This is a genomic window from Gallaecimonas sp. GXIMD4217 (genome assembly GCF_038087665.1).
GTDB lineage: Bacteria > Pseudomonadota > Gammaproteobacteria > Enterobacterales > Gallaecimonadaceae > Gallaecimonas.
Window position 1 is genome coordinate 168293 of sequence record NZ_CP149925.1, and the last position, 21226, is coordinate 189518.

At 67.2% G+C, this 21226-nt stretch carries 21 protein-coding genes; 15 read left to right on the forward strand and 6 right to left on the reverse strand.

Features of this window, described 5'->3' with window-relative positions; genetic code table 11:
- The first annotated feature begins 15 nt into the window (after positions 1 to 15).
- The 11 genes from gspD to WDB71_RS00865 are packed head-to-tail and all read left to right on the forward strand — an operon-like array spanning position 16 to position 10597.
- Positions 16 to 2103: a type II secretion system secretin GspD gene (gene gspD, locus WDB71_RS00815; protein WP_341502767.1), complete on the forward strand. Its 2088-nt coding sequence runs from the start codon at positions 16 to 18 to the stop codon at positions 2101 to 2103.
- The gene (gene gspE, locus WDB71_RS00820) at positions 2096 to 3631 is read left to right on the forward strand and encodes a type II secretion system ATPase GspE (protein WP_341502768.1); all 1536 of its coding nucleotides are present in this window, start codon (positions 2096 to 2098) and stop codon (positions 3629 to 3631) included. Before gspD ends, gspE begins: the two co-directional genes overlap by 8 nt.
- On the forward strand, positions 3631 to 4857 hold the full coding sequence (gene gspF / locus WDB71_RS00825) for a type II secretion system inner membrane protein GspF (protein ID WP_341502769.1): 1227 nt from the start codon (positions 3631 to 3633) through the stop codon (positions 4855 to 4857). The genes gspE and gspF overlap by 1 nt, the downstream gene beginning before the upstream one ends.
- A gap of 17 nt (positions 4858 to 4874) precedes the next feature.
- The gene (gene gspG / locus WDB71_RS00830; protein ID WP_341502770.1) at positions 4875 to 5330 is read left to right on the forward strand and encodes a type II secretion system major pseudopilin GspG; all 456 of its coding nucleotides are present in this window, start codon (positions 4875 to 4877) and stop codon (positions 5328 to 5330) included.
- Positions 5330 to 5917, forward strand: coding sequence for a type II secretion system minor pseudopilin GspH (gene gspH, locus WDB71_RS00835; RefSeq protein WP_341502771.1), 588 nt, complete (start codon positions 5330 to 5332; stop codon positions 5915 to 5917). The genes gspG and gspH overlap by 1 nt, the downstream gene beginning before the upstream one ends.
- Positions 5911 to 6372 (forward strand): type II secretion system minor pseudopilin GspI, encoded by a 462-nt coding sequence (gene gspI / locus WDB71_RS00840; protein WP_341502772.1) that lies wholly within the window; start codon positions 5911 to 5913, stop codon positions 6370 to 6372. Before gspH ends, gspI begins: the two co-directional genes overlap by 7 nt.
- Positions 6369 to 7232, forward strand: a complete 864-nt coding sequence (gspJ, locus tag WDB71_RS00845) for a type II secretion system minor pseudopilin GspJ (protein WP_341502773.1) — start codon at positions 6369 to 6371, stop codon at positions 7230 to 7232. The genes gspI and gspJ overlap by 4 nt, the downstream gene beginning before the upstream one ends.
- Positions 7229 to 8197, forward strand: coding sequence for a type II secretion system minor pseudopilin GspK (gspK, locus tag WDB71_RS00850; protein WP_341502774.1), 969 nt, complete (start codon positions 7229 to 7231; stop codon positions 8195 to 8197). Before gspJ ends, gspK begins: the two co-directional genes overlap by 4 nt.
- Positions 8194 to 9381 carry a type II secretion system protein GspL gene (gene gspL, locus WDB71_RS00855; protein ID WP_341502775.1) on the forward strand — a complete coding sequence of 396 codons (1188 nt, stop codon included), beginning with the start codon at positions 8194 to 8196 and terminating at the stop codon, positions 9379 to 9381. The genes gspK and gspL overlap by 4 nt, the downstream gene beginning before the upstream one ends.
- Complete coding sequence (locus WDB71_RS00860) at positions 9381 to 9851, forward strand: type II secretion system protein M (RefSeq protein WP_341502776.1); 471 nt, start codon at positions 9381 to 9383, stop codon at positions 9849 to 9851. The genes gspL and WDB71_RS00860 overlap by 1 nt, the downstream gene beginning before the upstream one ends.
- Positions 9851 to 10597, forward strand: a complete 747-nt coding sequence (locus tag WDB71_RS00865; protein WP_341502777.1) for a type II secretion system protein N — start codon at positions 9851 to 9853, stop codon at positions 10595 to 10597. The genes WDB71_RS00860 and WDB71_RS00865 overlap by 1 nt, the downstream gene beginning before the upstream one ends.
- A 33-nt stretch (positions 10598 to 10630) precedes the next feature.
- On the opposite strand, the gene yrfG is transcribed toward WDB71_RS00865, so the two are convergent.
- Positions 10631 to 11314, reverse strand: coding sequence for a GMP/IMP nucleotidase (gene yrfG / locus WDB71_RS00870; protein ID WP_341502778.1), 684 nt, complete (start codon positions 11312 to 11314; stop codon positions 10631 to 10633).
- Positions 11315 to 11375: 61 nt separating this feature from the next.
- Here yrfG and nudE point away from each other — a divergent pair, with 61 nt between their 5' ends.
- The 3 genes from nudE to WDB71_RS00885 all read left to right on the forward strand — a co-directional run bounded on the left by nudE (position 11376) and on the right by WDB71_RS00885 (position 13148).
- Complete coding sequence (gene nudE, locus WDB71_RS00875; protein ID WP_341502779.1) at positions 11376 to 11936, forward strand: ADP compounds hydrolase NudE; 561 nt, start codon at positions 11376 to 11378, stop codon at positions 11934 to 11936.
- Positions 11933 to 12724, forward strand: a complete 792-nt coding sequence (gene cysQ, locus WDB71_RS00880) for a 3'(2'),5'-bisphosphate nucleotidase CysQ (RefSeq protein WP_341502780.1) — start codon at positions 11933 to 11935, stop codon at positions 12722 to 12724. The genes nudE and cysQ overlap by 4 nt, the downstream gene beginning before the upstream one ends.
- Before the next feature lie 82 nt (positions 12725 to 12806).
- Positions 12807 to 13148 carry a hypothetical protein gene (locus WDB71_RS00885; protein ID WP_341502781.1) on the forward strand — a complete coding sequence of 114 codons (342 nt, stop codon included), beginning with the start codon at positions 12807 to 12809 and terminating at the stop codon, positions 13146 to 13148.
- A 53-nt stretch (positions 13149 to 13201) separates the two neighbouring features.
- On the opposite strand, the gene WDB71_RS00890 is transcribed toward WDB71_RS00885, so the two are convergent.
- Positions 13202 to 15598, reverse strand: coding sequence for a TonB-dependent receptor (locus WDB71_RS00890; RefSeq protein WP_341502782.1), 2397 nt, complete (start codon positions 15596 to 15598; stop codon positions 13202 to 13204).
- A 125-nt stretch (positions 15599 to 15723) separates the two neighbouring features.
- Entirely contained in the window at positions 15724 to 16671 is a 948-nt protein-coding gene (locus WDB71_RS00895; RefSeq protein ID WP_341502783.1) for a LysR family transcriptional regulator, read from the reverse strand.
- A gap of 101 nt (positions 16672 to 16772) precedes the next feature.
- Between WDB71_RS00895 and WDB71_RS00900 the strand changes: the two genes are divergently transcribed.
- The gene (locus WDB71_RS00900) at positions 16773 to 17936 is read left to right on the forward strand and encodes a multidrug effflux MFS transporter (RefSeq protein ID WP_341502784.1); all 1164 of its coding nucleotides are present in this window, start codon (positions 16773 to 16775) and stop codon (positions 17934 to 17936) included.
- Here the strand turns inward: WDB71_RS00900 and mnmH are convergent.
- The 3 genes from mnmH to WDB71_RS00915 are packed head-to-tail and all read right to left on the reverse strand — an operon-like array spanning position 17924 to position 21224.
- The gene (gene mnmH / locus WDB71_RS00905) at positions 17924 to 19015 is read right to left on the reverse strand and encodes a tRNA 2-selenouridine(34) synthase MnmH (protein ID WP_341502785.1); all 1092 of its coding nucleotides are present in this window, start codon (positions 19013 to 19015) and stop codon (positions 17924 to 17926) included. The genes WDB71_RS00900 and mnmH overlap by 13 nt on opposite strands.
- A complete protein-coding gene (gene selD, locus WDB71_RS00910) occupies positions 19012 to 20043 on the reverse strand; it encodes a selenide, water dikinase SelD (protein WP_341502786.1) in 1032 nt (343 codons plus the stop codon). The genes mnmH and selD overlap by 4 nt, the downstream gene beginning before the upstream one ends.
- Positions 20044 to 20093: 50 nt before the next feature.
- Entirely contained in the window at positions 20094 to 21224 is a 1131-nt protein-coding gene (locus WDB71_RS00915; protein WP_341502787.1) for an endonuclease/exonuclease/phosphatase family protein, read from the reverse strand.
- Positions 21225 to 21226 lie beyond the last annotated feature (2 nt).

Sequence of the window (21226 nt, forward strand, 5' to 3'; positions counted from 1 at the left end):
TGAAGGATGTAAGGAATGGCCATCAAGCAACAGCATAGGCGCACACTGGCAAGCGTACTGCTAACGGCCCTGCTGTCCGGCGCGCCCGTGCTGGCGGCGTACAGCGGCGGCGCCCTGGCCGAGGAGCCGACCTACAACGCCCAGTTCAAGGACACCGACATCAGCGAGTTCATCGCCACGGTGTCCTCCATCCTCAAGCGCACCATAGTCCTGGACCCGTCCGTACGCGGCAAGATAGACGTACGCTCCTACAAGGAGATGACGGCCGCCGAGTACTACGACTACTTCCAGAACGTGCTGGACGTGTACGGCTTCGCCGTGGTCGAGATGCCCAACGGCGTGCTCAAGGTGGTCAAGGCCAAGGACGCCAAGACCGGCCCCAGCCCGGTGCTGGACGCCAAGGAAAAGAGCACCTCTTCCGACCAGGTGGTGACCCGGGTGGTGCAGGTGCACAACGTGCCGGTGCGCGAGCTGGCGCCGATCCTGCGCCAGCTCAACGACAACGCCGGCGCCGGCAACGTGGTCCACTACGACGATTCCAACATCCTGATCCTCACCGGCCGCGCCGCCACCGTCGACCGCCTGGAACAGATCGTGCGCCGCGCCGACAAGGCCGGCGACCAGGACGTGCAGGTGGTCAAGCTGCAGCACGCCTCCGCCGCCCAGGTGGTGGCCATAGTGGAGGATCTCAACAAGGGCACCGGCAACAAGCCCGGCAGCGATCCCCTGGCGGTGAAGGTGGTGGCCGACGAGCGCACCAACTCGGTGCTGGTGTCCGGCGAGGCCAAGGGCCGGGCCCGGGTGATCCGCACCATCAGGGCCCTGGATTCCGAGCAGCAGACCACCGGCAACACCCGCGTCATCTACCTGCAGTACGCCAAGGCGGAGGATCTGGTGGAGGTGCTGGAAGGGGTCTCCGAGACCATAGTGGCCGAGGAGCAGCAGGGCCAGCAGCAGGCCCGCAGCCGCAGCGCCCAGTCCGTGCCCATCTCCATCAAGGCCCACGAAGACACCAACGCCCTGGTGATCACCGCCCAGCCGGACCTGATGCGCTCCCTGGAGGGGGTCATCAAGCAACTGGATATCCGCCGTGCCCAGGTCCATGTGGAAGCCATCATAGTGGAGATCTTCGACGGCGACGGCACCGACCTTGGTGTGCAGTGGGTCCATGAGGATTACGGCCTGCAGCAGTTCAACAACGGCAACTTCCCCAGCCTGACCCAGGTGGGGGCCGCCGCCCTGGCCGCCGAGGGCCAGAAGGGCACCACTACCGTCACCATCGACTCCAACGGCACCCGTACCGAGCAGAGCACCCCGGATACCAGGGGCGACTTTACCCTGCTGGCCCAGGTGCTGGGCCAGGTCAACGGCGCCATGTGGGGCGTGCTGAAGAACGACTGGGGCGCCATAGTCCAGGCGGTGTCCACCAACACCAAGGCCAACATCCTCTCCACGCCGTCGGTGACCACCCTGGACAACAAGGAAGCCAACTTCGTGGCCGGTGAAGACGTGCCGCTGCTGACCGGCTCCACCCCGGGCGAGAACAACTCCAACCCCTTCCAGACCATCGAACGCCAGCAGCTGGGTGTGAAGCTGAAGGTCACCCCCCAGATCAACGAGGGCGACTCGGTACAGCTGGAGATCGTCCAGGAAGTGTCCAGCCGCGCCGGCAACACCGCCGTGGACATCACCCTCAACAAGCGGGAAGTGAGCACCACGGTGCTGGTGGGCGACGGCGATACCGTGGTGCTGGGCGGCCTCATCGACGAGGACGTGCAGGAATCCGAATCCAAGGTGCCGCTGCTGGGCGACATCCCGGTGCTGGGCCACCTGTTCAAGTCCACCTCCACCTCCAAGCGCAAGCGCAACCTGATGGTGTTCATCCGCCCGTCCATCGTCCGCGACCGCGAGACCATGTCCAGGCTCAGCCACCGCAAGTACAACTTCATGCGCGACGGCCAGCTGCAGCGCCAGGAAGACGGCATCTCCCTGATGCCCTTCATGGAGCCGCCGGTACTGCCCCAGTGGGACGATGCCCTGGCCCATCCGCCCAGCTTCGAGGAATACCTCCAGCGCCAGGCCCGGGAAGGCAGCGATGACTGAGCGGCTGCCCCAGGAAGAGCTGCTGGAGGCGGCCGAGGGCGCCCTGGAGGAGGAAAACCCGGCCGAGCAGCTGGCCGCCGGCCGGCTGCCCTTCGCCTTTGCCAAGGCCCAGGGGGTGCTGCTCCATGACGGCGTCTTCTACGTGCGCCAGGGTGCCAGCGCCGCCGCCATCCTGGAGGCCCGCCGGGCCCTGGCCCAGCCGCTGGCGCCACAGCTGGTGTCCGGCGACCAGTTCGAACAGCAGCTGGTGGCGGCCTACCAGGCCAACTCCTCCGAGGCCCGCCAGCTGATGGAGGACATCGGCCAGGATCTGGATCTCAACGCCCTGGCCGAGGAGCTCCCCCAGACCGAGGATCTGCTGGACTCCGACGACGACGCGCCGGTGATCCGCCTGATCAACGCGCTGCTGTCGGAAGCCATCAAGGAAGGGGCCTCGGACGTGCATATCGAGACCTTCGAGCAGGCCCTGGTGGTGCGTTTTCGCATCGACGGCGTGCTCAAGGAGATCCTGCGTCCCAGCCGCAAGCTGGCCAACCTGCTGGTGTCGCGCATCAAGGTCATGGCCCGCCTGGATATCGCCGAGAAGCGGGTGCCCCAGGACGGCCGCATCAGCCTGCGCATCGCCGGCCGCGCCGTGGACGTGCGGGTGTCCACCATGCCGTCCAACCACGGCGAGCGGGTGGTGCTGCGCCTGCTGGACAAGAACGCCGTGCGCCTCAACCTCACCGACCTGGGCATGACCCCGGGGGTGCAGGAGCGCTTCGACGCCCTCATCCGCAAGCCCCACGGCATACTGCTGGTCACAGGCCCCACCGGCTCGGGCAAGTCCACCACCCTCTATGCGGGTCTTTCCGAGATCAACTCCAAGGACCGCAACATCCTGACCGTGGAAGACCCCATCGAATACGACCTGGAAGGCATAGGCCAGACCCCGGTCAACCCCAAGGTGGACATGACCTTCGCCCGGGGCCTTAGGGCCATACTGCGCCAGGATCCGGACGTGGTGATGGTGGGCGAGATCCGCGATCTGGAAACGGCGCAGATCGCCGTCCAGGCCTCCCTGACCGGCCACCTGGTGCTGTCCACCCTGCACACCAACACCGCCGCCGGCGCCATCACCCGCCTCGAGGACATGGGCATAGAACCCTTCCTGGTGTCCAGCTCCCTGCTGGGGGTGCTGGCCCAGCGCCTGGTGCGCAGGCTCTGCCCCCACTGCCGCCAACCCTACCAGGCCAGCAGCGCCGAGCTGGAGATCCTCGGCATGGCCGCGGACACAGAACAGGTGCTGTACCACCCCGGCAGCTGCGAGCACTGCAACCATACCGGCTACAAGGGCCGCACCGGCATCCACGAGCTGATCGTGGTGGACGAGCAGCTGCGCGAACTGATCCACAACGGCAAGGGCGAGCAGGCCATAGTCCGGCACGTGCGCAAGTCGGTGCCGTCCATCCGTGACGACGGCTTCTCCAAGGTGCGCCTGGGCCAGACCTCCCTTGAGGAAGTGCTGCGCGTGACCCGGGAGGATTGATGGCCGCCTTCGAATACCTGGCCCTGGACGCCAAGGGCAAGAACAGGAAGGGCATCATAGAGGCCGACACCGCCAAGGCGGCCCGCAGCCAGCTGCGGGAAAAGGGCCTGATGCCGGTGAGCATAGAGGCCACCGTCTCCAAGGAGAAGGCCTCCGCCAAGGGCAGTGGCGCGCTGTTCAGGGCGGGCCGGATCTCGGTGCCGGATCTGGCCCTGATCACCCGCCAGCTGGCCACCCTGGTACAGTCGGCCCTGCCCATAGAGGAATGCCTCAAGGCGGTGGCCGAGCAGAGCGAGAAGCCGCGCCTGCAGCGCATCCTGATGGCGGTGCGCTCCAAGGTGGTGGAAGGCTACAGCCTGGCCGACTCGCTGCGGGAGTTCCCCCATGTCTTCGACGATCTCTACTGCGCCATGGTCAGCGCCGGCGAAAAGTCCGGCCACCTGGACACGGTGCTCAACCGCCTGGCCGACTATACGGAGCAGCGCCAGTACCTGAAGCAGAAGATCAGCCAGGCCATGATCTACCCCATCATGCTGACCCTGGTGGCGGTGGGGGTCATCACCCTGCTGCTGACCCAGGTGGTGCCCAAGGTGGTGGCCCAGTTCGAGCACATGAACCAGACCCTGCCGGCCTCCACCCGCTTCCTGATCGCCGCCTCCGAGTTCCTGCAGAGCTACGGCCTTTGGATCCTGGCCGCCCTGGTGCTGGCCTTCCTGGCCTTCGGCCGGGCCATGACCAGGCGGCCGTTCCGGAAGCGGGTCCATGACCTGGTGCTGAGGCTGCCGGTGTTCGGCAAGGTCAGCCGTGGCATCAACACCGCCCGCTTCGCCCGCACCCTGTCCATCTGCAGCGCCTCGGCGGTGCCGCTGCTGGAAGGCATGCGCATCGCCGGCGACGTGCTGGCCAACCTGGTGGTCAAGGACGCGGTGAGCGACGCCACCGCCCGGGTCCGCGAGGGCACCTCGTTGCGCCAGGCCCTGGCCAACACCAGGCTGTTCCCGCCCATGATGCTGCACATGATCGCCTCCGGCGAGAAATCCGGCGAGCTCACCCAGATGCTGGAGCGGGCCGCCGACAACCAGGATCGGGAATTCGAGAACCAGGTCGCTGTCTCACTGGGCATACTGGGGCCGGTGATCGTGATACTGCTGGCCGCCATGGTGTTCTTTATCGTCATCTCCATCTTGCAGCCCATCATGGAACTCAACAACATGGTGGGCAGATAGCCTTCACAGGAGTCGTTATGAAAGTCAGTACCCGCAAACAGCGCCGCCAGGGCGGCTTCACCCTGCTGGAGATCATGGTGGTCATCGTGATCCTTGGCATCCTCGCCTCCATGATCGTACCCAATGTGCTGGGCAACAAGGAGCAGGCCGACCAGCAGAAGGTGGTCTCCGACATCCGCGCCCTGGAGTCCTCCCTGGACATGTTCAAGCTGGACAACAGCCGCTACCCGGACACCGAACAGGGCCTGGAAGCCCTGGTCAGCGATCCGGGTGGCCTGCGCAAATACAAGGAAGGCGGCTACATCAAGCGCCTGCCCAAGGACCCCTGGGGCAACGACTACATCTACCTCAACCCGGGCGAGCAGAGCCGCAGCGGCTATGACCTCTACTCCCTGGGCGCCGACGGCCAGGAAGGCGGCGAAGGCGTGAACGCCGATATCGGCAACTTCAACCTGGGCGACTTCCAGGGCTGATGCGCCAGGCCCGGGGTTTCACCCTGCTGGAGATCATGGTGGTGGTGATGCTGATTGGCCTCGCCGCCTCCCTGGTCGCCATCAACTTCGGCGGCGAGACCGCCGCCGACCGCCTGGACAAGGAGGCCCGCGCCTGGCTGGCCCGCCTGGAGCTGCTCCGGGACGAGGCGGTGATGCAGGGCCGGGAGCTGGGCCTGCGCCTGGACAAACAGGGCAAAAGGCCCCAGCTGGAGCCCATGCGCTTCACCGAGGACGGCTGGCAGAAGCTGGAAAGCGATCGCCTGCTCAGCGCCTGGCCCCTGGCCGAGGGCATCCGCGGCGCCATCAAGCTGGACGGCCTGGAGCTGGGCCCCAGCCTGATCCCGGAGGACGCCTTTGCCGAGGAAGACGCTGACGACGAGGCCGAGCGGCTCACCCCGCACCTGTTCTTCCTGTCCAGCGGCGAGCTGCTGCCCTTCGAGCTGTGCCTGACCACCGAAGACGAGCAGCGCCGGGAGCTGGTGCTGTGCATCCAGGGCCAGGCCACGGGTGGCCTGAGCCTGGTGGACGACCGCCGCGCCTCTGATCTGGGGGAGCTGCAATGGTAAGGGCGCGCGGCTTTACCTTGCTGGACAGGAAGGGTGCTGGCCCGGGCCGCAAGGTACGCGGTTTTACCCTGCTGGCCAGTAAGGATGGTGGCCCGGGCCGTTCCCATAGCGGTTTTACCCTGCTGGAGGTACTGGTGGCCCTGGCCATCTTCTCGGTGGCGGCCCTGGCGGTGTTGTCGGCGGCCAACAACAACATCACCAGCCTCGGCTACCTGGAGGAGAAGACCTTCGCCGACTGGGTGGCCAATAACAAGCTGGTGGACGCCGACCTCGGCGAGGTGAAGGACGGCCTCAAGGGCACCGAGACCCTGGCCGGGGTGGAATGGCACTGGCAGTACAAGCGCCTCAAGACCGAGGATGCCAACTTCTATGCCGTCGAGGTCAGGGTCGGCCGCACGGCGGACCTCAAGGCCCCCCTGGCGGTGCTGCGCCGCTACCAGGAGAAGCAGCCATGAGCCGGCGTAGTTCCACCCTGCCGGAAGTGTTTGGCAACGGCAGCCAAGGCGATGGCCGACAGCGGGGCTTCACCCTATTGGAGGTGTTTGGCAACGGCAGCCAAGGCGATGGTCGCCAGCGGGGCTTCACCCTATTGGAGGTGTTTGGCAACGGCAGCCAAGGCGTTGGCCGACAGCATGGCTTCACCCTATTGGAGGTGCTGATCGCCATCAGCATCTTCGCCATGGTCGGCCTGGCCAGCTTCCAGGTGCTGGATCAGGTGCTCAAATCCGACGAGAGCAGCGCCCGGAAGACGGCTCAGCTCAAGGCCCTGCAGCAGGCCTTCTTCACCATGGAGCGGGACTTCATGCAGCTCAGCCCCCGCAAGGCCCGCTTCCCGGACGGCGAGCGCCAGCAGGCGGCGCTGCTGTCCCAGGACGGCCTGCTGGAAAGCGAGGGTGGCGCCATCGCCTTTACCCGCCTGGGCTGGATCAACCCGGCCGCCATGCTGCCTCGGGCCGAGGTGCAGCTGGCTGGCTACCGGCTGGCCGAAGGCCGGCTGGAGCGGCTGCACTACCTGTACCCGGATCCGGACTACGGCCAGGAGCCCCAGCGGCTCAGCCTGCTGGAGGGGGTGGACAAGCTGGCCTTCCGCTTCTTCGACGGCGAACACTGGGTGACCAGCTGGGACAAGCCGGTGCTGCCGCGGCTGCTGGCGGTGCAGCTGACCCTGGACGGCTACGGCGAGATAGAGCGCCGCTTCATGGTGCCCGAGGGGGCCACGGTCGAGCGGCAGGCCCAGAACAATGGCCAGGGCAACGGCCAGAACAACCCCGGCAGCGGCCGCCCCAACAATCCCAACAGGGGCAGCTCGTCATGAGGCACAGGCAGCAGGGCGTGGCCCTGATCACCGTGCTGCTGGTGGTGGCTGTGGTGGTGGTCATAGGCGCCGAGATGAGCAGCCGCCTGGGGCTGGGGATCCGCCGCACCGACAACCAGCTCAGCCAGCACCAGGCCTTCTGGTACGCCATCAGCGGCGAGGCCTACGCCAAGAAGGTGCTGATCGAGCTGCTCAAGGACAACGACGGCCAGCTGGGCCCAGAGCTGGGCTGGCAGGAAGAGCAGGCCTTCCCGGTGGAAGGGGGCGAGATCAGGGGCCGGTTGCGTGATGCCAAGGCCTGCTTCAACCTCAATGCCCTGCAGGTGAGCAATGACGACGACAGGCGCATCCGCGCCGGCCAGTTCCAGGCGCTGCTGGAGCACCTGGAGGTGGACAACTACCAGGCCGAGCAGGTAGCCCAGGGCCTGGCCGACTGGCTGGACGAGGACGACCGGCTGCAAAGCAGCCTGGGCGCGGAAGACAGCGAGTACCAGAGCCGGGAACATCCCTACCTGGCCGCCAACGGCCCGATGGCGGATGCCTCCGAGCTCAGGGCCGTCAACGGCATGAGCGGGGCCATCTACCAGAAGATCCGCCCCCATGTCTGCGCCCTGGCCGGCAACGACTGGGCCCTTAACATCAACGGCCTGACCGAAGAGCAGGCGCCGCTGCTGGCCGCCTGGCTGGCGCCCATGAGCCTGGCCGACGCCGAGTCGCTGCTGTCGTCCCGGCCCAGGGACGGCTACGCCGACGTGGCCGATTTCCGCGCCGAGCCGGCCCTGGCCGCCCTCCAGGGCCAGGACGTCAACGCCGCCATAGAGGCGGTGGTGGTCAAGAGCGATCACTTCCTGGTGCAGCTGCAAGGCCATTACCAGGACAGGGTGGTCTACCTGGAGAGCGAACTGCTGCAAGATGAGAACAACAAGATGACGGTGCAGTCGCGCCGTCTGGGAGGAGCCCTGTGAGCCAAACCCTGGTATTGCGCCTGGGCATGAACGCCGAAGACCCCATCCACTGGCTGATCCGCTCGGCCAGGGAGGAAGAGATCCTGTCCTCCGGCCGCCTGGCCGGGGCCAGCGAACTGGCCCAGCTGGCCGACAAGGCCGGCGACGCCAAAGTACTGGTGCTGGTGCCCGGCCAGGCCCTGGGCTGCCACGTGCTGCCCGCCCAGGGCAAGGGCCGCCAGTTCCTCAAGGCGGTGCCCTTCATGCTGGAGGAGCAGCTGGCCGACGATGTCGAACATCTGCATTTCACCCTGATCCCCCAGGGAGAGCAGGTCCATGCCCTGGTCTGCGGCCATGGCCACATGCAGGCCTGGTTGGGCTGGCTGGCCGAGACCGGCCTCAAGCCCTTCCGCATGCTGCCGGACATGCTGGCTTTGCCCCATTTCGAGGACAGCTGGTCCGCCCTGGCCCTGGACGGCGAGTTGCTGGTGCGCACCGGCCCCTACCAGGGCCTGGCCGGCGAGGCCGAACTGGTCAACCTGGCCATCCAGAGCCTGACCGTGGACAGCCAGGACATACAGCCGGTCAACGCCTATTCCGAGCTGCGCCTGCCCGCCAACTGCACCCTCAACCACCTGGGCGCCGAACTGCCCCTGGCGGTACTGGCCAAGGGCGCCGAGGCAAGCCGGCTCAACCTGCTGCACGGCCCCTACGGGGTCAAGCAGGAAGGCCAGGGCCAGCTCAAGGCCTGGTGGCCCCTGGCCGCGGCCTGCGCCGCCCTGCTGGTGGTGGCGGTGGCCGGCAAGGCCGTCAGCCTGTACCAGCTGAAACAGCAGGAGGCCGCCCTGCAGGCCCAGATCGAGACCGACTTCAAGCGCCTGTTCCCGGGCACCAGGCGTATCGTCAACGTCCGCTCCCAGATGCGCCAGAAGCTCAAGGCCCTGGGCGGCGCCAGCAGCGAGCCGGTATTCCTGGCCATGCTGGCCGACCTGGCCCCGGCACTCAAGGCCGTGCCCGGCATGAGGCCGGACAGCCTGCGCTTCGACGACAGGCGTGGCGAGCTGCGGCTGATGCTGGTGGGCAAGGATTACGCCGCCTTCGAAACCCTCAAGGGCAAGCTCAGCGACGCCTATGAGGTGGAAGCCGGTGGCCAGAGCGCCGTTGAAGGGGGCGTCTCAGGTGCCCTGGTGTTGAGGAGCAGGTGATGAACATCAAAGACTGGTATGACAATCTCGAGGCCAGGGAGCGGCGGTTGATCGCCCTGGCCGCCCCCGTGGCCCTGGTGGGGCTGCTGTACTGGGGGATCTGGACGCCGCTCGGCGAGGCGGTGGCGCAGGCCCAGAACCGGGTCAACGCCAAGCAGAACGAGCTGGACTGGCTCAGGGACCAGGGCGCCACCGTGCTGGCGGCCCGGGGCGGCAGCCGGCCGGTGGCCGGTGGCAGCCTGACCCAGAGGGTCACCAATGCCGCCCGGGCACACCAGATCACCATAGCCCGGCTCCAGCCCACCAGCAGTGGCGTGGCGGTGTGGGTCGACGACGTGGCCTTCGATGCCCTGACGTTGTGGCTGGCCCAGCTGCAGCAGCAGGGCCTGGTGGTGAGCCAGGCCGATATCGCCGCCGGCGAGGCCAGCGGCAAGGTCAAGGTGCGTAAACTGGAGCTGGTGGGGGCCTGATGAAGTGGTTGAAGTGGTCCCTGCTGGGCCTGTTGTTCTTCGCGTTCGCCCTCGTCTGCCAGCTGCCGGCGGCCCTGGTACTGGACAGGGTTACCCTGCCCAGGGGCCTGGTCCTTGACGGTGTGGCAGGCAGTCTCTGGTCCGGCGAGGTGCGCCGCCTGGAGGCCCAGGGCCTGGCCTTCGAGCGGCTGCGCTGGTCGCTGCGGCCGAGCCGGCTGCTGGCCGGCGAACTGGCCCTGGAGCTGCACGCCAAGCCGGGCGCCACCAAGCTGGATGGCCTGGTGGCGGTGGGCTTCGACGGCCTGGCCAGGGCCGAAAACCTCAGCCTGCGCCTGCCGGCCTCCGTGCTGGCCCAGCAGCTGCGCCTGCCCATTCCGTCGCAACTGGGCGGCCAGCTCAGCCTGATCCTGGATCAGGCCAGCCAGGGCCAGCCCTGGTGCGAAACGCTTGCCGGCGAGGCCAACTGGCGCCAGGCCAGCCTCAGCAACAAGTTCGGCAACTTCGAGCTGGGCCGGATCCAGGCCAGGCTGGGCTGTGACGGCGGCGCCGTCACCGCCGTGGTCCGGGACATCCCGGCCCGCCTGGGCCTGGAGCTGGAAGGGCGGCTGGAGGCCGGCCGCTACAGCGTCCGCGGCTCGGCCCAGCCCGCCGCCGACCAGCCCAAGGCCATCCAGGATGCCTTCAAGCTGGTGGCCAAACCCGATGCCAGCGGCCGTTACCCCATCAGTTTCCAGGGCCGGCTCTGAGGCAAAAAAAGGCGCCATCGGCGCCTTTTTTGCTCAGCGACCCGCCGCTATGGCCTCCAGCAGGCTGCGGTAGTCGTTGGTGGCGGCAAAACCCTCGAAGGCCTTTTCGTCCTTCTTCGAGTCCGGGTTCTTCACCCCCAGCAGGTAGCGGATGCCGAAACGCCTGGCCGCCTCCAGGATCGGCTGGGAGTCGTCCACGAACAGGGTGCGGGCGGGATCGAACTTGAGCCGCTGCTGCACCAGCTCCCAGAGCCGCTGGGATTCCTTGGACACCCCGTATTCGTGGGTGGAGATGAGCAGATCCAGATGGGCATCGAGCCGGGTGCGCTCCACCTTCAGGGACAGGGACTGGGGATGGGCATTGGTCAGCAGCACCACCCGGCGGCCGCTTTGGCGCAGGGCGTCCAGGAAGGGCAGGGTGTCGTCGCGCAGGCTGATCAGGTGCTGGATCTCCCGGGTGGCGGTGTCGATATCCAGGCCCAGGCGCTGGCTCCAGTAGTCGTAGCAGTACCAGTTGAGGGTGCCGAACACAGCGTCGTACTCGACCTCGATACGGGCGCGGGCCTGCTCCAGGCCGATGCCGTCCTTTTCGGCCAGCAGGGCCGGGACCCTGTCCAGCCAGAAGTGGTTGTCAAAATGCAGGTCCAGCAGGGTGCCGTCCATGTCGAGCAGGACGGTGTCGATTTCGGACCAATTGAGGTGATGTTCGGGCTGCATCTGGAATCTCGGCCGGGCTTTCGGTGTAATGGGGTGGTCATTCTAACCAGCCGTAGCCGTCATGACGAAATCCCGAGACCTGCCCGAGATCCTCAACAGCCGCATCGTGGCCCAGAGCCGGCTGTTCAAGCTGGAAGAGCTGCACCTGAAATTCACCAATGGCGCCGAGCGTTTCTACGAGCGCATGAAGGGCAGCGGCCGCGGGGCGGTGATGATCGTGCCCATCCAGGGCGACGAGCTGCTGCTGGCCCGGGAATACGCCGCCGGCAGCCACAGCTACGAGCTGGGTTTTCCCAAGGGCCTTATCGATCCGGGCGAAACGCCCCGGGAGGCGGCCCTGCGCGAGCTCCAGGAGGAGCTTGGCTTCGGCGCCAAGGAATGGGTGGAGCTGCGCCAGGTCAGCCTGGCGCCGGGTTACTTCAACGCCAAGATGACCCTGTTGCTGGCCCGGGATCTTTATCCCTCCCGGCTGGAGGGGGACGAGCCGGAACCCATCGAAGTGGTGCGCTGGCCGCTGGCCAGGCTGGATGAACTAAGCTATCGGGAGGACTTCTCCGAGGCCCGCAGCCTGACGGCGTTGCTGCTGGCCAAAGACTGGCTGAGCGCCGAGGCAACAGCATGAACCCCGAGGCTTTGTTGGACGCCATCATCACCCTGGCCAAGGAGGCCGGCGACGCCATACTGCCCTGGTACGGCTCCGAGGCCCTCGAAACCCATACCAAGGCCGACGATTCCCCGGTTACCAACGCCGATCTGGCCGCCAACGAGGTGCTGATGGCCGGACTGCGGCGCCTGACCCCGCAGATCCCCATCCTCTCGGAAGAAGCCTGCGATGTGCCCTTTGAGGTGCGGCGCCGCTGGGCCTCCTACTGGCTGCTGGATCCCCTGGACGGCACCCGGGAGTTCGTCAACGGCTCGCCGGACTTCGCCGTCAACATCGCCCTGGTGGTGGACAACGAGCCTGTGCTGGGGGTGATCCATGCCCCGGTCAGGGAACGCACCTATTGGGCCGTCAAGGGCCAGGGCGCCTACCGGGACGGCCAGGCCATCCAGTGCCGGCCCTGCGGCCAGCCGCCGGTGATCGCCGTCAGCCGCGCCCAGTTGCTGGATCCCCACAAGGCCAGGCTGAGGGCGGATCTGGAATTCGCCACCCTGCCGTACGGCTCCGCCAGCCTCAAGTCCTGCCTGGTGGCCGAGGGCCGGGCCGACGCCTATATCCGCATCGGCCCCACCGGCGAGTGGGACACCGCCGCCAGCTGGGCCATAGTGCGGGAGGCCGGCGGCGTGCTGGTGGACCTGGATCTCAAGCCCCTCACCTTCAACCGGAGCGAAGATCTGGGCAACCCCAACTATGCGGTGCTGGGCGGAACAGGCCCGATCTGGAAAGGGCTCTTCGCCGACCAGGCCTGACCCCGGGGCCGCCCCGGCATGACCCCGACCATGGGGACTATGCTTACTGTCAGGTAATCCGCTGGGGGACATGGACATGGGATTGGCTAAATTGCTGATGGTGGTGCTGGTGATCGGCGCCGGTGTCTACGCCATCCGGATGACCCTGCTGAACCCGGAGCAGGCGGCCAGCCAGGCCCAGCTGCGCAGCAGCAGCGGCAAGACGCTCAGCAACCCCTTCGCCACGGTGCAGAAGAGCAGCACCAAGCTGTTCTGTCTCGAGGAGGCCAAGGCCAGGGTGGCCGCCGGCCTGGACTTCCAGCTGCTGGGCAGCCGCTTCCCGGATGCCGGCACCATGGAGCTGGAGTTCGAGGCCGGTGGCAGGCAGTACAGCGCCCGCTGCAAGGCCGACAAGGACGGCATCCAGGACTTCAGCCTGTATTGAGCATCAACGCAGAAAAAAGGCCTCCCTTGGGAGGCCTTTTTGCGTTTGCCGCCTTAGAAGCGGTACTGGGCTTCCAGGTAGTAGTAACCGCCGTTGAAGCCGAAGGGGGCATTGGTCAGCGGGTAGACGAAGATGCCGTTGAAGTTGTTGTCTTCGGGGCGGGCCTCCGGGTACTCGTTGAACAGGTTCTGGGCGCCCAGGGTCAGGGCCAGCTGCTCGGTGGCCTGGTAGCGCAGCGCCAGGTCGGTGACCCACTTGGCGTCGAACTTCACGTTCTCGGCGCTGTAGCCGATGGTGTAGGTGCCGAAGTAGTTGACCCGCACCGTGGTCTGGACGTCGCCCTTGTCGTGGGTCAGACCAATGGAGCCGGTGTGGCGGGGCTGGGCCTGGGTCATGCGCACCACTTCCCGGTCGTCGAACAGCTTGGCTTCCAGGCCGCCCAGGATGGAGGGCAGCTGGATGTCCTCGATCTCGGTCTTGTTGTAGCCGTAGGCCAGGTTGAGCTTGAGGTCGCCATAGCCGCCCAGGGCCAGATCCTGGGTGGCCACCAGGTCAATGCCACGGGTCTTGGTGTCCACGGCATTGACGAAGAAGCGGGCCGACTCGGCGCCGCCGGCGCGGATCAGATCCCGTACCTGCTGGGGCAGGCTGTCATCGTCGGCGCGCAGGGAGGAGGACAGCACGATGCGATCGTCGATACGGATGTCGTAGGCGTCCAGGGTCACGGACAGGCCGTTGTCGCCGGACCAGACCAGGCCCAGGCTCAGGGAGTCGGACTCCTCCGGCTGCAGGTCGCCCACGCCCAGGGACTGCACCAGGGGGCTGAGGTTGTTGAAGGTGCCGCTGTCGGTGGGCACCAGCTGGCCGGTGATCGGATCCGGGTCGAACAGGGTGGAGATGTTGGTGAAGTAGAGCTGCTGCACGCTGGGGGCGCGGAAACCGTTGTTGGCGGTGGCGCGCACGGCCAGGTTGTCGGTCAGCTCATAGCGGGCCGCCAGCTTCCAGGCGTTGTGGCTGCCGAAATCGGAATAGTCCTCGTGGCGCAGGGCCGCGGACCAGAAGAAGGCGTCGCTGAGCTGGTTCTCCAGCTCCAGGTACAGGCCCAGGTTGTCGCGGTCCTCGTCGACGCTGGATTCGGGGGTGAAGCCGCCGAAGCCCTGGCTGCCGCCCGGCTTGCCCTGGAAGTCGGCCTTGATATGGGAGCCTTCCTCGCCGGCCATGACCTGGTAGCCGTTTTCACGGTAGCTGGCGCCTAGGGCCAGCAGGATCTCTGAGTCGTTGACGAATTCGAAATAGCGGGAGCCGTCCACATTGAGGTTGGTCTCGCGGGTTGCCAGGGTGCCGGCATAGAAGGCGGTGGGGCTGGTCGGGCCCAGGGAGGCGTTGAGGGTGTTGACCACCTCGTAGCGGAAGCGATTCTTGCCGGTGCCGGCGGAGGCGTCCAGCTGCCATTCGCCCAAGGCGAATTCATAGCCCAGGGTCACGGACTGGTCGCGGATCTCCGGCTTGATCTGCGGCAGGAAGCCGTCCGGGTAGATCTCCGGTACGTTGCGGCCGTCCAGGGCGCGGCGGTAGAAGGCGCCGGAGCGGGTCTCGCGCTCACTGATGCCGGCAAAGCCGTACAGCTCGCCGTCACCGAGCGGCAGGGCGGCGTTGGCGAACAGGCCCAGGTTGTCGTATTCGGCGTCGCCCACATGGTGGTTGAGGCGGTTGAAGGTGGCCTCGCGGGGATCCTCGGAGCCGTCCGGGAGCTTGGGGTACTGCTGGCGGGGATCCTTGCCGGCCCTGTTGGTCTTGTTCTTGTGGTGGGCCTCGAAGGACAGGTTCAGGAAGCCGCCGTCGCCGAGCTCCAGGCCCTGGTTCAGGCCGACCTTCCACTGCTCGCCGTCGCCTTCGTAGGTTTGGCCCACCTGGGCAGCGACTGTGGTGCCCTCGGCGTCGTCCTTGAGCACCACGTTGATGACGCCGGCGATGGCGTCTGAGCCGTACTGGGCGGAGGCGCCGTCACGCAGGATCTCGATGCGCTTGATGGCGCTCATGGGGATGGCGTTCAGGTCGACGTTGGAGCTGCCCTTGCCGACGGTGCCGGACAGGTGCACCAGGGCCGAGCCGTGGCGGCGCTTGCCGTTGACCAGCACCAGGGTGTGGTCCGGGCTCAGGCCGCGCAGGGTGGCCGGGCGCACGGCGTCGGAGCCGTCGGTCACAGACGAGAAGGGGAAGTGGTAGCTGGGGGCGGCGAACTGCAGGGCCCGGGCGGTCTCGGTCATGCCGGTGGCGGCCAGCTGCTCGCCGCTGATGATGTCGATGGGGGAAACGCTGTCGGTGGCGGTGCGCAGGGCGATGCGGCTGCCGATCACTTCGATGGTTTCAACCTCGTCTTGGTTCTCTGCGGCCCAGGATGGGGGGGCCAGGACGCCGGCAAGGGCCAGGGTCAAAAGGGAAAAGCGCATAAACACCTCTACAGGCGAAAGAATTCGGAGTGTATTTTCTTTGCCAAGTTCCGTGCCTGTATAGGCCCGGCTTGGACCCTTTTCTTATAGGTCATTCCGCCTGGCTATAAGAGGTTATGGCGCTGTTACGGCTGGGTTTCGCTCCCTTTAACCTGGGCCAGGATGAAGTCCGCCAGCCAGCGTACCCCCATGTCGTCGTGGCGGCGCTGGTGCCAGATCAGCAGCTGCTTAAGGGGGGCCTTGGTCAGGGGCAGCTCGACCGGCAGGGGCAGGCAGTGGATGGGGTGGATGGCCTGCATGCGGTTGGCATAGCTGGCCGGCAGCACGGTGAGCAGATCCGACACCAGCACCGCCTGCAGGGCTGCCTGCAGGGTAGCCACCTGCATCACCACCGGGCGGCGAAGCCCGGCCTCCCAGAGCACCGAGTCCGGCAGCCAGGGCACCAGATCGGTCTCGCAGCTGACATTGACCTGGGGCCAATCGAGGAAGCGGGCCCGATCCCAGCCGCCCTGCAGCCTGGGGTTGTCGCGATGGCAGACGCAGAGGTAGTGGTCCTCCAGCAACACCTTGGCGTGGAAGTCCGGCGGCAGGGGCGCCATGGGCTCGTCCATGGCCATCAGCGCCAGATCCCGCTCGCCCTTGGCCAGGCGTTCGAAGCCGTCTTTCTGCCACTCGCCGCAATCCAGGGTCACCCTGGGGGCGGCTCGGCGCAGGGCCGGCAGCCAGGCGGGCATGAAGATGCTGTGGGCGCCGTCGATGATGCTGAGTCGGAAGTTGCGGCTGCTGGTGGCGGGATCAAAGGCCAGGGGCTCGAACAGCCCCTGCAGCCGGGGCAGCAGCTCGGCCAGGGCCGGGCGCAGGGATTCGGCCCGGGCCGTGGGCCTGAGCCCCTGGCCCTGGCGCACGAACAGAGGATCGCCAAAGAGCTGGCGCAGCCGGCCCAGGGTCTTGGACATGGCCGACTGGCTCAGGTGCAGGGACTGGGCGGCCTTGCTTACCGACTGGTGCTCCAGCAGGGCCTGGAGGCTGATCAACAGGTTGAGGTCGCACTTGGCCAGTTGGCTGAGTTCCATTGTCTATTCCTATGTGGAATGCATATCCTGAAAATATATCATTAGTGTTCATATATTGGCTGGGACAGAATGCGCGCTCGGATCTGCTTTGGAGTATTGCCGTGCCCCATCTGAAATGGTTGCTGCTGTGCCTGGTGCTGTTCAGCCCCCTGGGTATCGATATCTACCTGCCCGCCATTCCTGCCATCGCCCAGGGCCTGGGCGCCGAAGAAAGCCTGATCCAGTCGACGGTGTCGCTGTTCCTGCTGATGATGGGCCTGGGCCAGGTGATCGCCGGGCCCTTGTGCGACCGCTTCGGCCGCCGGCCCGTGGCCCTGGGCGGCATGGCCCTGTACCTGGCGGGCGCCCTGATGGCGGTGTGCGCCGAGAGCGGCGCCCTGTTCGTGTTTTCCCGGCTGCTGCAGGGCCTGGCGGTGTGCGGCACCTCTGTGGTGGCCTTCTCGGCGGTGCGCGACACCCTGGAGGGGGAGGAGAGCGCCCGGGCCTACAGCTTCCTCAACGGCACTCTCAACATAGTGCCGGCCCTGGCGCCCCTGCTGGGGGGGCTGCTGGCCGAGCAGTTCGGCTGGCAGGCGCCGTTCTGGCTGCTGGTGGTCTATTCGCTGGCGATGATGGCGGTGATGGCCCGTTTCCTGCCCGAAACCAAGCCCGCCAACACCAGGGTCCAGGGCGGCCTGCCCCTGCGCCAATACGCCCGCATCCTGGGTGACGGCCGTTTCCTGGGCTTCGCCCTGGTCAACGGCGCCGGCATGGGCATGGTGCTGAGCTATGTGTCCCTGGCGCCCCAGGTGCTGATCAGCCAGGTGGGCCTGAGCCCGGTGGCCTTCTCGCTGGTGTTCGGCATCAACGGCCTGTGGATCATGGCGGCCAGCTACCTGGCCAACCAGGTGATCCGCCGCTTCGGGCGGGTCAACTGCCTGGCTACGGCGGTGGTGCTGCTGGGACTGGGGGCGCTGAGCCTGCAGGGGGCCTACCTGCTGGCGGGCAGTACCGTGCTGGCCTACATGCTGCCGGTGGCCCTGGCCTGCGCCGGCTTCGCCTTTGCCCTGGGGCCTGCCACCAGCTATGCCCTGGCCCCCTTCGGCGAGGAGGCCGGGGTGGCGTCGGCCATGCTGATGTTCGTGCAGATGGCCGGCGCTTCGGTGATCGGCCTGGTGGTGCTGGCCCTGCCCCAGGCCCCACAGCCGGCCTTGGCCGGGGCCATGGTGCTGGCAGCCCTGACCAGCCTGCAGGGGGTGGCCAGGGCCAGGCGTCAGCCCAGCTGAGCGCGGATCTGTTGGGCCAGGCCGTGGTGATCGCCCCTGGCCCGGATCAGGTGGGCCTTCTTGTCCAGCTGGTAGTGGTACATGGGGTCGTAGTAGTCCCTGAGCAGGATGCGGATCCATTCCCGGTGACCATCCCGGTCGCCGCCCTGCTGGGCGGCCAGGGCCTCCTCCAGCAGGCCGTTTAGCTGCTGGAAACGCTGGTCGCCCAGGCGCTTGCGGATCCGCCCCATGCTGGCGCGCAGGGTCTCGGCAAAGTGCTCGAAGCCCGCTTCTTCCCCCAGCGATGCCTGGCTCTCGGCCAGGTTGTCGAGGATGTAGTCCTTCTCGATGCGGGCCACCCTGGCCTCGAACTCCTCTTCCAGCACGAACAGCGGCGCCTCCCGCATGGCCTCGAACAGGCTCAGCGGCAGGGCTACGGAGCCTATTAGCCGGGATTCGTCCTCCAGCAGCAGCGGCGCTATGCCCGCCCGCTGCTGTTCCAGCAGGGCCACCGCCAGGCGGTTCTCGAAGTCGATGGGGCTGGGCTGGGCCCTGAGGCGGCGCCCGAAGGCGGAGCCGCGGTGCTCGGCCAGGCCCTCCAGATCCACGGCCTCGGCGAATTGCTGGATGAACTCTGTCTTGCCCGAGCCCGTGGTGCCGGCCACCACGTGGATGGGGCGGCGGGCGGCGCGGTCGTTCACCTCGATGAGGTGGCTGCGCAGGGCCTTGTAGCCGCCCTGCACATAGGGCATCTCGACGCCGGCCTCGGCCAGCCAGCGCTGCACTATCTGGGAGCGCATGCCGCCGCGGAAGCAGTACAGCACCGCATCCGGATGGGCCCTGGCGAAATCCAGCCAGGACTGCACCCGCTCTTCCTTTACCTGGCCGCCGACCAGCTCATGGCCAAGTTCGATGGCCGCCTGCTGGCCCTGCTGCTTGTAGCAGGTGCCCACCTGCTCCCTTTCCCTGTCGTTCATCAGCGGCCTGTTGTGGGCACAGGGGAAGGCGCCCTTGGCGAATTCCACCGGGGCGCGCACGTCCATCAGCGGCCGGTTTTCCAGGAACAGGGCGTCGAACTGGCTCTGGGGCAGGGTGTTCATGCCAGGCGCACCAGCTGGCCGTCGTGGTCGGCGAACTCGCCGATGTGGTGGAGCCGGTGGCCATGCTCTGTGGCCAGGGCCAGCAGCGCCTGTTCCTGCTCCGGGGCCACCGCCATCAGCAGGCCGCCGGAGGTCTGGGGGTCGCACAGCAGCAGCCGCGCCTCGTCGGTCAGTTCCGGCAGCTTGTGGCCATAGGCCTCGAAGTTGCGATGGCTGCCGCCCGGCACGGCGCCGGCGGCCAGGTAGTGATGGACGCCCTCCAGCACCGGCACCGCCGTCAGGTTCAGGCGGGCGGTCAGCCGGCTGCCTTCGGCCATTTCCAGCAGGTGGCCGGCCAGGCCGAAGCCGGTGACATCGGTCATGGCGCTGACGCCGTCCAGTTCGGCCACCAGCTGGCCGAGGCTGTTGAGCCGGCACATGGTGTCCCGGGCCAGAAAGCGGTGTTGCTCCTCGAGCAGGCCCTTCTTCTCGGCCGTGGTGAGGATGCCGATGCCCAGCGGCTTGCTGAGGTAGAGGCGGTGGCCGGCCCTGGCGCTGTCGTTGCGCTTGAGGCGGTTGAGGGGTACCCGGCCGGTGACGGCCAGGCCGAAGATGGGCTCGGGGGCGTCTATGCTGTGGCCGCCGGCCAGGGGGATGCCGGCCTCCTCGCAGGCCTGGCGGCCGCCGGAAATCACCTGGCCGGCCACCTCCGGGGGCAGCTGGTTGACCGGCCAGCCCAGGATGGCGATGGCCATCAGCGGCTGGCCGCCCATGGCGTAGATGTCGGAGATGGCGTTGGTGGCGGCGATGCGGCCGAAGTCCACCGGATCGTCGACGATGGGCATGAAGAAGTCGGTGGTGGAGATGATGCCGGTGCCGTCGCCGAGATCCATGACGGCGGCGTCGTCGCGGGAGTCGTTGCCCACCACCAGGTCGGGGTGGGACAGGGCGCTGCGGGAGCCGGCCAGTATGGTCTCCAGCACCTTGGGGGAGATCTTGCAGCCGCAGCCGGCGCCGTGGCTGTATTGGGTCAAGCGAATGTCTGCCATGGATCTGTCCGTTAAGCCGTGATGGCGCCCATGATAGCCAGTCAGGCCGGTCAGGGGTACTGGATCTCGACCCAGACCAGGCGATGATCCGAGGAGGCACCCTTGCCCTGGTCGCCGTCCTGCTCCACCAGGTGGCGCTGGGTGTTGCCGGGTTTGGGCCAGTAGACGCCGCTGGCCGTGACCTCGAGGTTCGCCGAGGGCAGTACATAATCCAGGCGCAGCGGATAGATGTGGGTCCAGTGGCCTTTCGGGCCCTGGTGATCCCTGTCGGCGGCAAAGGCGCTGGCCCCCAGTGAGGCCGGCACCCAACGGCCGCTGGCCGCCTCGGTGTTGAGCCTGGGATGGGCCAGCAGGGCGCGGATGGCGTCCTTGAGGCCGTCGCCGTCATGGGGATCGGCATTGAGATCCCCCAGCAGCACGAAGCTGGCGTCCCCGGCCAGGCCGCCGCGCTGGCCCTGGTCGTCCACCAGGTAGTCGGCGCCGTCTATGTAGTCGCAAAAGAGGCGGATCTCGTCGTGGTTGCGGCGGGCGTTGCGCCGCTCCGGGCCGTCGAACACCGGCGGGGTGGGGTGCAGGGCCAACAGGTGCAGCACCCGGCCACCGGGCAGCAGCACCGGCAGATCCAGGTGGTTCTTGGAGGACAGCCGCAGCACCGCCAGGGCCTCTGGCGAATAGAAATCGCCCCTGCCCGAGCCCGGCTCGGCGTCCGGCAGCAGGGCGCCCGGCATGTTTCGCCACAGGAAATGCTGGAAGCTGCGCCGCCGCTCCAGCAGCAGCGGGTAACGGGACAGCACCGCCATGGCGTACTGGCCGTGGTAGTGGCCAAAGCCCTGGGCGTCGCCGGGCAGGCTCAGCTTGCCGTCGCCGTCCAGATCGATGCCGGCGGCCAGGCCGGTGTTGCTGGGCACCAGGTAGCGGTAGGGGTAGTGGATGGGCGCGGCGTCGCCATGGGGGTGGTCCAGGAAGTGCTCCTGGAAGGCCGTCAGGCCGGAATGCTCGGCGCCGCTGCCGTCGTGGTCGAATTCGGTGAGCAGCACCATGTCGGGCCTGGTGCGCTGCAGGATCTCCGCCACCCTGTGGGCCTGGGGGGACTGGCCGGCCAGCAGTTCGGTGGCCAGTTGCCCTGGACCCTCATGGTCAAAGGCAATATTGAAGGTGGCGATGCGGATGGACTGGCTCAAGG

Coding starts and splice junctions, on each gene's coding strand:
- gspD (WP_341502767.1), top strand. CDS start 16: ATGGCCATCAAGCAACAGCATAGGCGCACACTGGCAAGCGTACTGCTA.
- gspE (WP_341502768.1), top strand. CDS start 2,096: ATGACTGAGCGGCTGCCCCAGGAAGAGCTGCTGGAGGCGGCCGAGGGC.
- gspF (WP_341502769.1), top strand. CDS start 3,631: ATGGCCGCCTTCGAATACCTGGCCCTGGACGCCAAGGGCAAGAACAGG.
- gspG (WP_341502770.1), top strand. CDS start 4,875: ATGAAAGTCAGTACCCGCAAACAGCGCCGCCAGGGCGGCTTCACCCTG.
- gspH (WP_341502771.1), top strand. CDS start 5,330: ATGCGCCAGGCCCGGGGTTTCACCCTGCTGGAGATCATGGTGGTGGTG.
- gspI (WP_341502772.1), top strand. CDS start 5,911: ATGGTAAGGGCGCGCGGCTTTACCTTGCTGGACAGGAAGGGTGCTGGC.
- gspJ (WP_341502773.1), top strand. CDS start 6,369: ATGAGCCGGCGTAGTTCCACCCTGCCGGAAGTGTTTGGCAACGGCAGC.
- gspK (WP_341502774.1), top strand. CDS start 7,229: ATGAGGCACAGGCAGCAGGGCGTGGCCCTGATCACCGTGCTGCTGGTG.
- WDB71_RS00860 (WP_341502776.1), top strand. CDS start 9,381: ATGAACATCAAAGACTGGTATGACAATCTCGAGGCCAGGGAGCGGCGG.
- WDB71_RS00865 (WP_341502777.1), top strand. CDS start 9,851: ATGAAGTGGTTGAAGTGGTCCCTGCTGGGCCTGTTGTTCTTCGCGTTC.
- yrfG (WP_341502778.1), bottom strand. CDS start 11,314: ATGCAGCCCGAACATCACCTCAATTGGTCCGAAATCGACACCGTCCTG.
- nudE (WP_341502779.1), top strand. CDS start 11,376: ATGACGAAATCCCGAGACCTGCCCGAGATCCTCAACAGCCGCATCGTG.
- cysQ (WP_341502780.1), top strand. CDS start 11,933: ATGAACCCCGAGGCTTTGTTGGACGCCATCATCACCCTGGCCAAGGAG.
- WDB71_RS00890 (WP_341502782.1), bottom strand. CDS start 15,598: ATGCGCTTTTCCCTTTTGACCCTGGCCCTTGCCGGCGTCCTGGCCCCC.
- WDB71_RS00895 (WP_341502783.1), bottom strand. CDS start 16,671: ATGGAACTCAGCCAACTGGCCAAGTGCGACCTCAACCTGTTGATCAGC.
- mnmH (WP_341502785.1), bottom strand. CDS start 19,015: ATGAACACCCTGCCCCAGAGCCAGTTCGACGCCCTGTTCCTGGAAAAC.
- selD (WP_341502786.1), bottom strand. CDS start 20,043: ATGGCAGACATTCGCTTGACCCAATACAGCCACGGCGCCGGCTGCGGC.